This is a genomic window from Janthinobacterium aquaticum (assembly GCF_009208565.1).
GTDB lineage: Bacteria > Pseudomonadota > Gammaproteobacteria > Burkholderiales > Burkholderiaceae_D > Janthinobacterium.
The window spans coordinates 210,705-224,663 of sequence record NZ_WFLK01000003.1 but is presented as its reverse complement, the minus strand read 5'-3'; the positions used below and the strand labels follow the sequence as shown (position 1 = coordinate 224,663).

12 protein-coding genes are annotated in these 13,959 nt (G+C 64.7%); 4 read left to right on the top strand and 8 right to left on the bottom strand.

Translation table 11 applies throughout. The features are described from left to right. Window positions 1-5: 5 nt before the first annotated feature. Window positions 6-410 carry a ribosomal maturation YjgA family protein gene (locus tag GCM43_RS06490; protein WP_152242704.1) on the top strand — a complete coding sequence of 135 codons (405 nt, stop codon included), beginning with the start codon at window positions 6-8 and terminating at the stop codon, window positions 408-410. 121 nt (window positions 411-531) lie between these two features. Here GCM43_RS06490 and GCM43_RS06485 read toward each other — a convergent pair whose 3' ends face one another. Genes GCM43_RS06485 through GCM43_RS06470 form a run of 4 tightly spaced genes read right to left on the bottom strand, consistent with a single transcriptional unit; the run spans window position 532 to window position 5,394 of the window. Beyond that, entirely contained in the window at window positions 532-3,357 is a 2,826-nt protein-coding gene (locus tag GCM43_RS06485) for a M16 family metallopeptidase (protein ID WP_152242703.1), read from the bottom strand. A 27-nt stretch (window positions 3,358-3,384) separates the two neighbouring features. After that, window positions 3,385-3,738 (bottom strand): hypothetical protein, encoded by a 354-nt coding sequence (locus tag GCM43_RS06480; protein ID WP_152242702.1) that lies wholly within the window; start codon window positions 3,736-3,738, stop codon window positions 3,385-3,387. Continuing rightward, a complete protein-coding gene (locus GCM43_RS06475) occupies window positions 3,738-4,466 on the bottom strand; it encodes a P-loop NTPase family protein (protein ID WP_152242701.1) in 729 nt (242 codons plus the stop codon). Before GCM43_RS06475 ends, GCM43_RS06480 begins: the two co-directional genes overlap by 1 nt. Before the next feature lie 31 nt (window positions 4,467-4,497). Then, the gene (locus tag GCM43_RS06470; RefSeq protein WP_226929358.1) at window positions 4,498-5,394 is read right to left on the bottom strand and encodes a metallophosphoesterase family protein; all 897 of its coding nucleotides are present in this window, start codon (window positions 5,392-5,394) and stop codon (window positions 4,498-4,500) included. A gap of 133 nt (window positions 5,395-5,527) precedes the next feature. Between GCM43_RS06470 and GCM43_RS06465 the strand changes: the two genes are divergently transcribed. Further along, window positions 5,528-7,294, top strand: coding sequence for a GGDEF domain-containing protein (locus GCM43_RS06465; RefSeq protein ID WP_226929357.1), 1,767 nt, complete (start codon window positions 5,528-5,530; stop codon window positions 7,292-7,294). A gap of 1 nt (window position 7,295) precedes the next feature. Here the strand turns inward: GCM43_RS06465 and GCM43_RS06460 are convergent, their stop codons facing one another. Beyond that, window positions 7,296-7,778, bottom strand: coding sequence for a CinA family protein (locus GCM43_RS06460; protein ID WP_152242698.1), 483 nt, complete (start codon window positions 7,776-7,778; stop codon window positions 7,296-7,298). A gap of 162 nt (window positions 7,779-7,940) precedes the next feature. Between GCM43_RS06460 and GCM43_RS06455 the strand changes: the two genes are divergently transcribed. Together GCM43_RS06455 and GCM43_RS06450 are read left to right on the top strand one after the other, a co-directional pair. Next, on the top strand, window positions 7,941-9,506 hold the full coding sequence (locus GCM43_RS06455) for an ATP-binding protein (RefSeq protein ID WP_152242697.1): 1,566 nt from the start codon (window positions 7,941-7,943) through the stop codon (window positions 9,504-9,506). Then, on the top strand, window positions 9,503-12,067 hold the full coding sequence (locus GCM43_RS06450; protein ID WP_152242696.1) for an EAL domain-containing protein: 2,565 nt from the start codon (window positions 9,503-9,505) through the stop codon (window positions 12,065-12,067). The genes GCM43_RS06455 and GCM43_RS06450 overlap by 4 nt, the downstream gene beginning before the upstream one ends. Window positions 12,068-12,069: 2 nt before the next feature. Here GCM43_RS06450 and GCM43_RS06445 read toward each other — a convergent pair whose 3' ends face one another. From GCM43_RS06445 to GCM43_RS06435, 3 genes are all read right to left on the bottom strand, one after another. Continuing rightward, a complete protein-coding gene (locus GCM43_RS06445) occupies window positions 12,070-12,810 on the bottom strand; it encodes an alpha/beta fold hydrolase (protein ID WP_226929356.1) in 741 nt (246 codons plus the stop codon). Window positions 12,811-12,898: 88 nt separating this feature from the next. Continuing rightward, window positions 12,899-13,207, bottom strand: a complete 309-nt coding sequence (locus tag GCM43_RS06440; protein ID WP_152242694.1) for a YciI family protein — start codon at window positions 13,205-13,207, stop codon at window positions 12,899-12,901. 12 nt (window positions 13,208-13,219) lie between these two features. After that, on the bottom strand, window positions 13,220-13,858 hold the full coding sequence (locus GCM43_RS06435; RefSeq protein ID WP_152242693.1) for an FMN-dependent NADH-azoreductase: 639 nt from the start codon (window positions 13,856-13,858) through the stop codon (window positions 13,220-13,222). Window positions 13,859-13,959: the final 101 nt, after the last annotated feature.

The following is a 13,959-nucleotide window of genomic DNA, read 5'->3' as shown; positions in this document are numbered from 1 at the left end:
AGAATATGTTCCTGGTAAAACCTGAACGCCGCCGCCTGTGGCAGCTCGTTGCCACCGTGGTGGTCATTGCGCTGGGCCTGGCCTCGCGCGCCTTTCCGCAGTTCGTGCCTGCCGCGCTGGGCAAGTATCCGGGCGACGCCCTGTGGGCCATGATGATCGTGTTTGCACTGGGCCTGCTGGCCACCCGCATGCGCACCTGGCAGCTGGCGCTGTGGGCCTTGCTGGTGTGCTTTGCGGTCGAGTTCAGCCAGCTCTACCAGGCGCCGTGGATCATCGAAATCCGCGCCCACACGGTGGGTCATCTGGTGCTTGGTTCGCACTTTGGCTGGTTTGACCTGGTCGCCTACACGGCCGGCGTGGCCGTGGCGGCGATGATCGACAAGCTGGCGCTGTTCCGCCGCCGTGCGTAGGTCGGATTAGGCCCCTGCGGGGCCGTAATCCGACAACATTGTTGGCGTCAGCGGTGTTGTCGGATTACACGGGGCTTTGCCCCGCTAATCCGACCTACGTGATACGCGTCCACCGCCGTTTTTATTTCACATTTCCCTCCACATCCCGCACCTCCACCGGTGCCAGATTGAGCGGCGCCAGCTGTGGCGCGATTTTGGCCTGGTCGCCCACGCCGATCACGATCAGTTTTTCCGGCTGCAGGTATTTTTTCGTGACCTGCTGCACCTGCGCAGCCGTCACGCCGGCAAAGCGCTGCGGCAGCTTGCTGTAGTAATCGAGGCCCAGGCCATACACATAGGTGTTGGCCATGCTGGCGCTGACGCTGGCGTTGGTGTCGAACTGGCCGGGCAGGGACAGCACCTGTGAATTGCGCGCGTTCGACAGTTCCTTCGCTGGCAAGGGCTGGGCGATCATGGCGCGGATTTCCTTGAGCGTTTCCGATACGGCCGGGCCGGTGACATCGGTGCGCACGCCGGCGGCGATCGAGAACGGGCCTGGCTGCGTGCGGTACTGGAACTGCGAGCGCACGCCGTAGGTATAGCCTTTTTCCTCGCGCAGGTTGTTGCTGAGACGGCTGGTAAACAGGCCGCCCAGCGCTGCGTTCATTACCTGCAGCGGTGCATAATCAGGCGTCTTGCGGTCCGCTGCAATGGTCACGAGCCGCACCGCCGTCTGTGGTGCGCCGGGCTTGTCGACCAGGATCAGACGCGCCTTGCTCGTTTGCGGTACCGCCTTGACCGAAGCTGCAACCTTGCCCGCTTTCCAGTCACCAAATTTCGCTTCCACCAGCTTTTTCAGCGCGCTTTCGGTGATATCGCCCGAGACGATCAGCGCTGCATTGTTGGGCAGGTAGTGCTGCTGCCAGAACTGTTGCAGGTCGGCGCGGGTGGTTGCCTTCAGCGCCGCTTCGCTACCCAGCTGGGTGCTGCCGTACGGATGCTGCGGGCCGTACAGGGCGGCCGCTTCCACGCGCGCGGCCACCGCGCCGGCGTTCTCGCGCTGCTGCGCCAGGGCGCCCAGGCGGCTGGCGCGCTGACGCTCGACTTCGTCCTGCGGGAACTGCGGATGCAGCACCACATCGGCCAGCACGTCGAGCGCCTGCGGGAAGGTCGCTGTCAGCGCCGTCAGCTGCACATACGACGAATCGACGCCTGAACCGGCGCCGATGAACGCGCCCAGCTGCGCCACGTCGTCGGCGATCTGCGGTGCGCTGCGGGTGGCCGTGCCTTCCTGCAGCAGCTGCGCCGTAAAGCTCGACAGCCCTGGCTGCGCAACCGGATTGGCGCCCGAACCGCTCCTGATCACCAGCTGGCTGGCCACCAGCGGCACGGTCGGATTGTAGTTGTGGATCACGGTCAGGCCGTTTTTCAGCGTGAACGATTTGCCTTGCGGCAGGGTGAACTTCGGCTCGGGGCCGGCCTTGGGCACGGCGTTGCGCCAGGCTTCATCGGCGTTGATGGCCGTGCCGGGTTCGGCGGCCATCTTGCCTGGCGCCGGCGTCGGCACTTCCGCCCCCAGGTCGGGCGTGCCGGGCACGCCGTACACCACCACGCGCGCCTGGTTTTTCAGATACTGGTCGACGGCGCGCTTGACGCCTTCTGGCGTGACCTGGCGGTAGCGTTCGATATCCTTGGCCAGGTAACCGGGGTCGCCCGTGTACTGGTTGTATTTGTTGAGCAGGTTGGCCAGGCCGTGGCCGCCGACTTTTTCCACCTGGCTCAGCATCGCCGTTTCAATCGTATTGCGTGCGCGCTCGACCTCTTTTTCGGTCGGGCCATCGGTGCGCAATGCATCAAGCTGCGCATTCAAGGCCTGCTCGATTTCTTCGGCCGTGTGGCCCGGGCGGGCGGTGGCGTCGATGGTAAACATCGACGTCAGTGCGCTCGAACCCTGGTCGGCGCCCACGTCCTGGGCGATCTGCTTGTCGTACACCAGCGACTTGTACAGGCGGCTCGACTTGCCGCCGGCGAGGATCTGCGCGGCCATCGCCAGCTCGGCGTCGTCCTTGCTGTAGGCGGGCGGCGTGAGCCAGCCCATGTACACGCGCGGCAGCTCGACCCGGTCCTGCACCACGATGCGGCGCTCGGCAGTAATCGGCGGGGTGACCACGCTGGGTTTGGCCACGTCCGGGCCGCGCTTGAAGCTGCCGAAGTATTTGGTGACCAGGGCCTTGGTTCTGGCCTTGTCGATATCGCCGGCAATCACCAGCGTGGCGTTGTTGGGGCCGTAGTACTTGGTAAAGAAATCCTTGATGTCGTCCAGTTTGGCGTTCTGGATGTCGGCATGCGAGCCGATCACGCTGGCGTAGTACGGATGCTCTTTCGGGAACAGCTGGTGGAACAGCGCTTCCTGCACGATGCCGTACGGCGCGTTTTCCACGCTCTGGCGGCGCTCGTTGCGCACCACGTCCTGCTGGTTGGTCAGCGCCGTCTGGTCGAGCACGTCGAGCAGGTAGCCCATGCGGTCAGAATGGGTCCACAGCGCCAGCTCGAGCTGGTTCGACGGCACCGTGTCGAAATAGTTGGTGCGGTCGAAATCGGTGCTGCCGTTCGAGTCGGTGGCGCCGGCGCCTTCAAGCAGCTGGTCGGCCAGGCCGCGCGGCACATGCTTGGTGGCGGCAAACATCATGTGTTCGAACAAGTGGGCAAAGCCGGTCAGGCCCGGCGCTTCGTTGGCCGGTCCCACGTGGTACCAGATATTGACGGCGGTGACGGGCAGCTTGTGGTCTTCCACCAGGATCACTTCGAGCCCGTTGGGCAGCGTGTATTTTTCATACGCGATCTGCGGTACGGCAGTAGCGCCGGCCGGTGCACTGGCGGCCGCTTCGGCAGCGTGGAGCAGCGACAGGGGAGCGCCATACAGCGACAGCAGCAGGGCAGGGATGGCCAGCAGTTTGATCGGTTTCATGCATGCTTCCGGTAAGGTTGGTAAGAGTCAGGAGGTATGGCGCCACAGCAGCGCGGCGCCGGCCAGCACCAGCATGGAGGTGGCCAGCGAAACGAGGGCAGCGGCGCCCAGCAAGCGCCATTCGCGCGGCGAGAACCAGCGCGCTGGCGCAGCGGTGGCAGTGGCGGCGGTGGTTGCTGCAGCGGGCGGCGGCAGGCCGCCGGCTATGCAGGCCTGCGCCGCCAGCGCCTGCGAGGCGGCGTTGAGCACGGCCAGCTGGCGCTCGACGGTGTCGGCCAGCACCGCTTCGTTCAGCGCCACCAGTGCAAAGATCGGGTCATTGACATCGACCTTGATGCCGGTCTGGTCGAACACGTGGCTGCGCAGTTGTTGGCGGTCCACTACCACTCCACCTTGTCGAGCTGCTCGAAAATATCGCGGTAGACCACCTTGATGCGCTGTTTTTCCATGATGTTGAATTTGTCGTTCTGCAGCACTTCCTGCATGGTCAGGCGCGCCGTGTTCATTTTCTTGACGTCGGCGCCAAAGGTGTCGGGATTGCGCTGGGCCAGCGTGATGCTGCCTTTGACGCGCGTGCGGTGGTCGGCATACGACTGCGATTCCATGAACTGCTTGCCCGAGGCCGACTGCAGCAGGCCGAAGTGCTCGTTCTGCCACAGCACCAGCGGCACGCGGGTGGCCTGGGCGGTGGCGACAAAGCCGGTGGCCGTGTCGTGCAGGGTGTCGCCGCCGCCGACGATGGTGTGGATATAGACCTTGCGGCCCGATTCTTCCAGCAGCGAGAAGCAGTCATTTTCCAGCAGATAGCCCATCAGCGGCGAGAACGTATTGGCGCCGTTGTCGATCACGCAGTTGCCGTCCTGTTCCAGGATATCGATCATCAGTGCGTCGAAGCGCTTCGGATCGATATTGCGCGCATCCGTCATCACCGGCACATGCTTGACCTGCATCGCCTTGTAGCGCGAGAAGGTGGCGTTTTCCTGGTCGGTGTCGTAACAGCGCAGGGGCGCGTCGTGCTTGCTTGCCATCCATTGCGCCAGCAAGGTCGAGACCAGCGTCTTGCCGATGCCGCCCTTGCCCTGCAGGATAAAATGTACCGTGTTTTGCATTGCGCCTTGCTCCAGATAAGTGCTTGAAAATTCAGTGACAGCGTCCGCCGCCGCTGTCCGGCGCCGGGCGCTGTACGCTCCCGTCATCGGGCACCGGCAGGTACTGCCATTGGTAGCCGTTGTCGTACAGTTGCAGGCGCAGTACGCCATGGCTGCTGTTGTCGCGCATTTCGCTGTGCGCCATAAAGTAGAAGAACGGCGTCAGGAAAGCGCCGCCGGTGCCGACCACGAACTGGCGCACGCCGCGCGCCTCGTCGACGCGTCCATTGGCGTCTTGCGGCGCAAAGCGTTCGTAGTCGTGATCGTGGCCCGACAGCACCAGTTCGGCGCCCGCCTCGTGCAGCGCCTGCCAGGCCGGCTGCATGGTTTTCGGGGCGCGGTGGCCGCCCGAACTGTACAGGGGCGCATGCCAGAACGCCAGCGTGCACGGGCGCGGGTGGCGCGCCAGGTCGTCTTTCAGCCAGGCCAGCTGCTCTTCCAGGCGTGCCGGCGGCAGATGGCTGTTGAGCGAAATCACATGCCAGGCGCCCAGTCCGACGCTGTAATAGTCGGGCCGGCCAAAGTAGCCGAAATAACCGTTAGCCGCTTTGGAGCCATAATATTCATGGTTGCCCGGGGTCGGGTAGGTGCGTTCCTTGAAGCGGCCCCAGGTCGGTGCGTAGCAGGTGTCAAATTCCGCCGGCAGGCCGACCGGATAGGTATGGTCGCCCAGGCTCAGCACGGCGGCGTCGCGCCGGCCGGCCAGTTCGCCGGCAATCAGCTCGGCCGTCTGCGCTGCGCCGGTCATCTGCCACGGGCGCTGGCGGCAATCGGCGATATCGCCGGCCGCGTAGACGGTATACGGTGCGCCGGTCAGCGGGCTCGGTGCGGTTGCCGGCGTGCCGCTGCAGGCGCACAGTGCGCAGGCAGCCAGTAGGGGGGCGAACACTGACTTTTTTACCACAGACATTTGCAAAGACGTCATGTGCGGGGCCGAATCTGGTTATGATAGGAGTGAGCATACCATTGTGCAAAGCAATATCCGCCTGAAAAATCCACCCCAGAGTGTGAACGAGGATGCAGTGCCCACTTCCAGTCTTGATCAAGCCGATATCGACCGTCTCAACCTGCATGGCCTGTCCTGCCTGGTTGGCAACCGCCGCCAGGCACGCCGTCTGGTGCATCTGGCGCAGAGCGCCGCGCAGCGCCTGCAATACCGGCGCGGGGCGGCGTACGCCGAACTGAACGAATGCTGGCTGGCCTACTACGGCGGCGAGCCCGAGCCGCCTTGCGCCAGCCTGCACGATTATTTCCAGCAATGCTATGACCTCGAAGGCGCCATGCAGGTGGCCGCCCTGCAGGGTGCTTACGCCAGCCGGCGCGGCGACTTCGCTGCAGCGGAGCAGGCTTTTCTGGAGGCGCGCATGCTGGCCGTGCAGATTCCCGATTCCCTGCATAAATTCATGCTCTATGCGCGCCTGGGCGTCGATGCGCTCAACCGTGGCGACACGCAGGAAGGGCCGCGCAATTTCCTGCTGGCGCTCGATATTGCCGAGCGCTTCGGCACGCCGGCCCACCGCGTCAACAGCCTGTCGAACCTGGCTTCGTCGCAGCACGACCTGGGCAACGACGAGGACGCCATTCCGCTGCTGTACGAAGCGCTCGACATCATCGGCACGCAAAAGCTTAAATACCAGCACACCATTGTCTCGGCCAACCTGGCCATGTGCCTGCTCACGACCGGCAAGCCGGCCGAGGCGCTGGCGCTGCTCGAACCGTTTTACGAGTGGCCCGAAGAAGACCTGGCAGTGCGCGCCTTTTTGTTCTGCATTGCCGCCCATGCGGCCATCCAGCTGAAGCAAAACGAGACAGCGCAGCAGTTGCTGGCACGCGCCGAGCGCTATGCCACCGAGGCGCAGGACCTGGAAGAACAGATGCATGCCTGGCTGGTGCGCGGCAAGCTCGATCTGCAGACCGGCGATCCGCTGCGCGCGCTCGCTTCGCTGACGCAGGCCCACAGCCTGCTCAGCTGGACGCGCAATCCGTTTCACCAGCAGCAGATCCTGCGCGGCCTGGCCGATATCAACGCCCAGCTCGGCCACTGGCAGGACGCTTACAGTTTCCTGCAGCAGTACCTGGCCGCCTTCGAGGAAAGCAGCAAGTCGGCGCGCGCGTCGCGGCTGCTGCTGCGTAACCTGGAAAAGGAAATGCGCGACCTCAAGGACGAGCGCGACAAGGCGCTCGAACTGCAGGCGGCGCGCGAATCGGAAAACCTCAAGCTCGAGCACCTGAACCGCGAACTGGCGCACCAGATACTGCATGTCAGTTCGCTGCAGGACAGCCTGAAGGAACAGGCCATGCGCGACCATCTGACGGGCCTGTACAACCGCCGCCATTTTGAGAGCGCGCTGAACGCCATCCTGCTGGAGACTGGCACCCACACCACGATCGCAATCGCCATTATCGATCTGGATTTTTTCAAGCGCATCAACGATACCTACGGCCATAACTTCGGCGACGAGGTGCTGATCCAGTTTGCCCGCCTGGTCGAGAGCCTGCTGCGCGGCAGCGATATGCTGTGCCGTTATGGCGGCGAGGAATTCTGCCTGCTGCTGCGCGACGCCAGCAGCGCGGTGGCGGCGCACAAGCTCGAACATATCGCTGCGCGCTACCGGCAACTACTGATACAGCAGGCACCGCACAGCCTGTCGGGCTGCACTTTTTCGGCCGGCATTGCCGAATACCCGCGCCATGGCGCCGGCCGGCACGAGCTGCTGATGCGCGCCGACAGTGCGCTGTATCTGGCCAAGCAGGCCGGGCGCGACCGCGCCATGATCGCGCCGCTGTAGCTCAGTGCTGCAGCAGCCCCTGCAGGGCGTGCGCCACGGCCTGTTCGCGCACGGCCTGGCGGTCGCCTTCGAACTGCAGGCGCTGCGTGCGCACGCCATTGTTGTCGGCCCAGCCGAAGCACACTGTGCCGACCGGCTTGCCCGGCACGCCGCCGCCCGGACCGGCAATGCCGGTGGTCGACACCGCCAACTGCGCGCCGCTATGGGCCAGTGCGCCCTGCGCCATGGCTGCCGCCACTTCGACGCTGACCGCGCCATGGGCGGCGATCAAGGCCTCCGGCACGCCCAGCATGCGGGTCTTGGCGCCATTCGAGTAGGTTACAAAGCCGCAGTCGAACCAGGCGCTCGAGCCGGCGATATCGGTGATGGCGGCCGCCACGCCGCCGCCGGTGCACGATTCGGCCGTGGCCAGCAGCAGCTGGCGCTGTTGCAAGTGCAGCCCGACCCGGACGGCCAGCTGATCGGGCGGAAACGTTGTTTTCATGGTGGCCTGTGCAGTGTCTGATCAGCGCCACTGTAGCATGCGCTGGCGTGATAGCGAGATCAGCAGAAACATTCCCACACGGTAGCGAAAATGCGTACACTGTTTGTTGATTACACGACAATGCGCACAGACGTTTAATTGTTCAGACAGGAAAGCCTGATCATGCCGCAGCTACGTTCGCTACGCTTCAAATTGACGGCGGTGGTACTGGTAACCACGCTGGTGGCGCTGCTCATGCTGCTGGGCAGCATGGTGGTGCATGACGTGCTGTCGACAAGAGGGCGCAGCGGTCAGTCGGCCGGCGTTGCCGGGCAGCTGCTGGTGGCGCTGGCTGTCGCGCTGCCTGCCCTGCTGGCAGCGTTCTGGACATTGCGCCGTTTCGAGCATGTCATTACCCGTCCGGTGAGCGAGATACTGGTGCAGGCCGATGTGCGCGCGCAGCAGCTGCAGCACACCAACCGCGAGCTGGCCGAGGCGGCGGCCCAGCGCGTGCTGGCGCAGCAGGAAATCATGCGCCTGAACCAGGAACTGGAGCTGCGCGTGCAGGAGCGCACCAGGCAGCTGGAACTGGCCAATGGCGAGCTGGCGCTGGCCATGCAGGAGGCGTGCAGCGCCAATGCGGCCAAGTCGGCCTTTCTGTCGGCCATGAGCCACGAGTTGCGCACGCCCTTGAACGCCATCCTGGGCTTTGCGCAGATACTGAGCTCGGACCGCCTGCCGTCGACGCTTGAGCAAAAAAAGGAGTTTGCCGGCCATATCCTCAAATCGGGCCGGCATCTGCTGACACTGATCAATGAAATTCTCGACCTGGCCAAGGTGGAAGCCGGCGCGGTCAATCTGTCGCTCGAAGCGGTGCCCTTGCAGGAAGTGATCGACGAATGTCGCGACATGATCGCACCGCTGGCCGCCGGGCGCGCCATCCGGCTGGCCTTTCCGCTGGCCTGTCCGTGGAGCGTGACGGCCGACCGCACGCGCTTGCGGCAGATCCTGCTTAACCTGCTGTCCAATGCGCTCAAGTACAACCGCGAACAGGGGCAGATCACGCTCGATTGCAGCCGGCAGGACGATGGCCGCCTGCGTATCAGCGTGTGCGATACGGGGCTGGGCCTCGACAGCGCGCAGCAGGCCTTGCTGTTCCAGCCATTCAACCGCCTGGGCCAGGAAAGCGGCAAGGAAGAGGGCAGTGGCATCGGCCTGGTGCTGACCCGGCGCCTGGTCGAGCTGATGGATGGCCAGATCGGCGTGCACAGCATTGCCGGCCAGGGCAGCACCTTCTGGGTCGACCTGCCGCTGGCGCAGAGCGGCCCTGTGGTTGCTGTCGCGGCGACGCCGGCCATCAGCGCCAGCGCCACCTTGCTGTATGTGGAAGACCATGCCGCCAATCTGGCGCTGGTCAAGGAGCTTATCGCGCATTGCCCGCAAGTGCGCCTGCTGACGGCGCGCGACGGCGAAAGCGGCGTGGCGCTGGCGCGCAGCGAACGGCCCGACATCATCGTGCTCGACATCAACCTGCCGGGCATGGATGGCGCCGCGGTGCTCGCGCTGCTGCGCGCCGATGCGCGCACCGCGCTGACGGCCAACGCCATGGCGCGCGATATCGAACGCAGCATGGCGCTGGGCTTTTATCGCTACCTGAGCCGGCCCCTCGAACTGGACAGTTTTTGCGAGGCGATCAACAGCACCCTCGACTACCTGGCGCAGCAATCGGCGCCGAAAGAAGCGCCATGATCAGCCAGGCCGATCTCTGCCGCGCCAAAATACTGATCGTCGACGACCAGCAGGTCAACCTGCGCCTGCTCGAGCATCTGCTGGACAGCGCCGGCTATACGGCCGTCACCAGCACCCTCGACGCGCGCGAAGTGGCCGGCCTGCACCGGCAGCACCATTACGACCTGATCATTCTCGACCTGGTCATGCCGGCCATGAGCGGCTACGCGGTGATGGACGCATTGCGTCCGCTCGAGCGCGACGGTTACCTGCCGGTGATGGTGATTGCCGCCGATCCCGAGGCCAAGCTCGCAGCGCTGGAAGCGGGTGCGCGCGACTTTATCAGCAAGCCTTTCGATGCGCTTGAAGTGCTCACGCGCATCCGCAACATGCTCGAGGTGCGCCTGCTGCACCGCGCCGCGCACCAGGCCAACGCTGCGCTCGAGCGCACCGTCAATCTGCGCGCGCTGGAACTGCAGCGCTTTCGCGGCGCGATGGACGCCACCAGCGACGCCATCTTCCTGGTCGATGTGCTGAGCATGACGCTGGTCGACGTCAACGATGGCGCCTGCCGCCTGCTCGGCTACACGCGCCGCGAGTTGCTGGCGCTGGCACCGGGCGCGCTGCTGCCTGCGCCGCCGGTACAGCCGGCCGTGCCGATGGCTGCGCTGCAGCACGATTCGGCGCACGTGGCAACCGAGGTGCTCGAGTGCGAGCTGGCGCGGCGCGACCTGAGCCTGGTGCCGGTGGAGCTGGGCTGGCACTGGTATGCACAGGGCGGCGCCAGCGGCCTGCTGCTGATCGCCGTGGCGCGCGATATCAGCGAGCGGCGCCACGCGCAGGAGCGGCTCAAGCAACTGGCCCATTACGACAGCCTGACCGGGCTGCCCAACCGCAGCCTGTTCTACCAGACGCTGGCGCAGGCGGTCGAGCTGGCGCAGGAAAAGACCTGGCGCATCGTGGTGCTGTTCATTGCACTCGACCGCTTCAAGAGCATCAACGACAACCTGGGCGCCGCGCTGGGCGACGAGCTGCTGCGCCAGTTCAGCAACCGGCTGGTGCAATGCGTGCGCCTGCGCGACACCGTCGGCCGGCTGGGCAACGATGAATTTGCGCTGATTCTTTCCATGAGCCGCAACCAGCAGGAAGCGGTGGCGGTTGCCAACCAGGTGCGCGAAGCGCTGCGCGCACCGTTCGACCTGCATGGCCACGCCGCCACGCTGACGGCCAGTATCGGCATTGCCATGTATCCCGACGACGCCACCGATCCGGAAACGCTGGTCCGGCATGCCAACACGGCCATGGCCGGCGCCAAGCAGGCCGGGCGTGACGGCTACCGCTTCTACACGGCCGGCATGAACGTGCAGGTGCTGGCGCGGCTCGACCTGGAGCTGGCGCTGCGCCAGGCGCTTGAACACGAGCAGTTCGTGCTGTACTACCAGCCCAAGGTGGACCTGCGCACCGGGCGCATCAGCGGCGTCGAGGCCTTGCTGCGCTGGCGTCGCCCCGGCTACGGCCTGGTGGCGCCGGCCGAATTCGTGCCGGTGCTGGAAGACACCGGCCTGGTGGTGCGTGTGGGCGCCTGGGTCATCCACGCCGCCTGCCGCCAGATCGCGCAGTGGCGCGACAGCGAAGTAGGGCCGGTGCGGGTGGCCGTTAACGTCTCGAGCCGCCAGTTTGCCGAAGGCGACCTGGAGCACGAGGTAATGCGCGCGCTCGACCAGTACGAAGTGCCGGCCGAGCTGCTGGAACTGGAGCTGACCGAGACGGCGCTGATGTCGAACGCCGAGCGCACCATCGTCATGCTGGGCAAGCTGAAAAAGATCGGCGTCAAGGTGGCCATCGACGATTTCGGTACCGGCTATTCAAGCCTGGCTTATTTGCAGCGCTTCCCGATCGACAAGCTGAAAATCGATATCGCCTTCGTGCGCAATATCACCAGCAATCCCAACGATGCGGCCATCGCGCTGGCCATTATCGGCATGGCGCACAGCCTGAAACTGAGCGTGGTGGCCGAAGGCGTGGAATCGCGCCCGCAACTGGAGTTTTTGCGCCGCAACCGCTGCGACGAGATTCAGGGCTTTTACTTCAGCCGCGCCCTGCCGGCGCTCGAGATGGGCCAGATCATCACCGCCGGCGCCGGCCTGCCGCCCGGCCACGATCCCACCGCGCAGCCGCTGCAGACGCTGCTGATCGTCGACGAGGACGTCAACGTGCTGTCCTCCCTGCACCGGCTGTTCCGTCCCGATGGCTACCAGATCCTGACGGCCAGCACGCCGGCCGAAGGCTTCGACCTGCTGGCGCTGCACCGCGTGCACGTGATCGTGTGCGACCAGCGCATGCCCGGCATGAGCGGCACCGAGTTCCTCAGCAAGGTCAAGGAACTGTATCCGGACACCATCCGCATTATCCTGTCCGGCTATACGGGACTCGAAGCGGTGCTCGACTCGATCAACCGCGGCGCCATCTACCGTTTCTATACCAAGCCCTGGCACGACACCGAGCTGCGCGACAATATCCGCCTGGCGTTCCAGCACTACTGGATGGTCAACCAGCCGCGCCTGGCGCGCAGCGCGCGTTAGCTTCAGCGCTGCTGCAGGCTTGATGCCGCCTGTTCGATCAGCGCCGCCACTGCCTGTGGCTGCGACTGCATCGACAGATGGCTGGACCTGATGACCGTCGTTGTCGCCCTGATCTGGCTGGCCAGGCACTGTTGCACCGACGTCGGCAGGGCCTGGTCGCCGTCCGTTACCAGATACCAGCCTGGCTTGTCGTGCCAGGCTGCATGCGCCACCTTGTCGCCAAAGGCGCGTGCGGCGATCGGCTGCTGCACCGCCGCCAGCTGGCGCGCGGTCGCCGGCGGCAGGTCGGCCGCCATGACTTTCGCGTACATGTCGGGTTGGTCGAGCCAGATCAGTCCCTGCGCATCGGGCGCCAGGCCTGTCATCGGCGCATGCAGGCGCGCCAGCAGCGCACTGACCGATTCACCGCTGTTGGGCACCAGCGCCGACAGGTAGACCAGGCCGTGCACCCTGGCATCGTTGCCGGCCTGGCTGATCACCGCGCCAGCCCACGAGTGGCCCACCAGCAGCACCTCGCCGTGCTGGCGTGCGATCACTTTCAGAGTGGCCTGCACATCGTCGTCCAGCGAAGTGAGGGGATTTTGCACGGCCGTAACATGGTAGCCTCGCTGCTGCAGGATGGCGATTACCGGCAGCCAGCTGGAGCCGTCGGCAAAGGCGCCGTGGACCAGCACGATAGCGATGGGCTGCACCCCGGCGACGGTCGGAGAAGATGGCGATATGGCAGCAGACGTGACGGGCATGGCTTGTTCCGGTTGCGCGTAGGCGCTGGTAAAGGATAGTACGCTTAGCAACAGCGCCGTAATAACATGTTGTCGATTCATGGCAGGGCTAGACAACGTTTGCATCAGGCGCCCAGCCTGCAGGAAAACCGCTGGCAACGAGCGCCGGGCGGCAGGCCTGCGCCGCGTAGCTGGCCACCTGCTCGACGATGAACGGATCCTGTTCCATCATGGCCTGCATGCTGGCCATATCGGCGCACGAGGCCAGGATCAGGCCGCCGGTACGTGGTTCGAGCGGGCCGGCCAAGATGATGCTCCCGCGCTTGATATATTCGACCAGCCACTGGCGATGGGCGTCGAGATGCGGGGCAATATCGGCGGCCGCTCTGGTGTATTGCAAGGTGATGGAAAACAGCATGCTGATGGCTCCTTAGTTGCGGAAGTGGTCTTGTACTGCGCCGGCAATGCTGGCGGTGGCATGGCTGATCGATTCGTTCTTCAGCGTTTCGCCCTTGCTCAGCAGTTCGGCGCGCACCACGCTGACATGCCCAATGCCGAGAAAACCGAAAAACGCTTTCAGGTAGGCTTCATGGAAGTCCATGGCCGCCGCCGGACCGGACGAATACAGTCCGCCGCGCGCCGAAGCGATGATGACGCTGCGTTCGCCGGCCAGGCCTGCCGGACCTTGAGCGGTGTACTCAAAAGTGCGGCCCGGCTGCGCGACGCGGTCCATCCAGGCCTTGAGCTGGCTGGCTACGGAAAAGTTGTACATCGGCGCGCCGATCACGATCACGTCGCTGGCCAGCAGCTGCGTGACGAGTTGCTCCGATATGGCGTGCTCGCGTGCGACTGTGTCGTCGCTGCTGGCGTGGCCGAGAGGGCGAAAGCCGGCAGCGATCGGGCCGTCCAGGTGTGCTACCGGCTGCGCCACCAGGTCGCGCTGCGTGACGTGCACCATATCGCCGGCAAGGGTGCGCTGGCGTGTGATTTCAGCGACGATGGCTGCGCTCATCGCGCGTGAAACGGACGCGTCGCCAGAAATACTCGAATCGAGATGAAGAACTTGCATGATGGCTCCTGAGTGAAATGACAGACTCAGCATAGCGCTGGCAAATAGTTGCCACTAGCCACAGTAAATGGATTACATTGTTCTCCACATAGAACAATATT

Bases quoted from the DNA above. Each gene is read 5' to 3' on its own strand.
- GCM43_RS06490 (WP_152242704.1), top strand. From the start codon at position 6: ATGTTCCTGGTAAAACCTGAACGCCGCCGCCTGTGGCAGCTCGTTGCC.
- GCM43_RS06485 (WP_152242703.1), bottom strand. From the start codon at position 3,357: ATGAAACCGATCAAACTGCTGGCCATCCCTGCCCTGCTGCTGTCGCTG.
- GCM43_RS06475 (WP_152242701.1), bottom strand. From the start codon at position 4,466: ATGCAAAACACGGTACATTTTATCCTGCAGGGCAAGGGCGGCATCGGC.
- GCM43_RS06460 (WP_152242698.1), bottom strand. From the start codon at position 7,778: ATGAAAACAACGTTTCCGCCCGATCAGCTGGCCGTCCGGGTCGGGCTG.
- GCM43_RS06455 (WP_152242697.1), top strand. From the start codon at position 7,941: ATGCCGCAGCTACGTTCGCTACGCTTCAAATTGACGGCGGTGGTACTG.
- GCM43_RS06450 (WP_152242696.1), top strand. From the start codon at position 9,503: ATGATCAGCCAGGCCGATCTCTGCCGCGCCAAAATACTGATCGTCGAC.
- GCM43_RS06445 (WP_226929356.1), bottom strand. From the start codon at position 12,810: ATGCCCGTCACGTCTGCTGCCATATCGCCATCTTCTCCGACCGTCGCC.
- GCM43_RS06440 (WP_152242694.1), bottom strand. From the start codon at position 13,207: ATGCTGTTTTCCATCACCTTGCAATACACCAGAGCGGCCGCCGATATT.
- GCM43_RS06435 (WP_152242693.1), bottom strand. From the start codon at position 13,858: ATGCAAGTTCTTCATCTCGATTCGAGTATTTCTGGCGACGCGTCCGTT.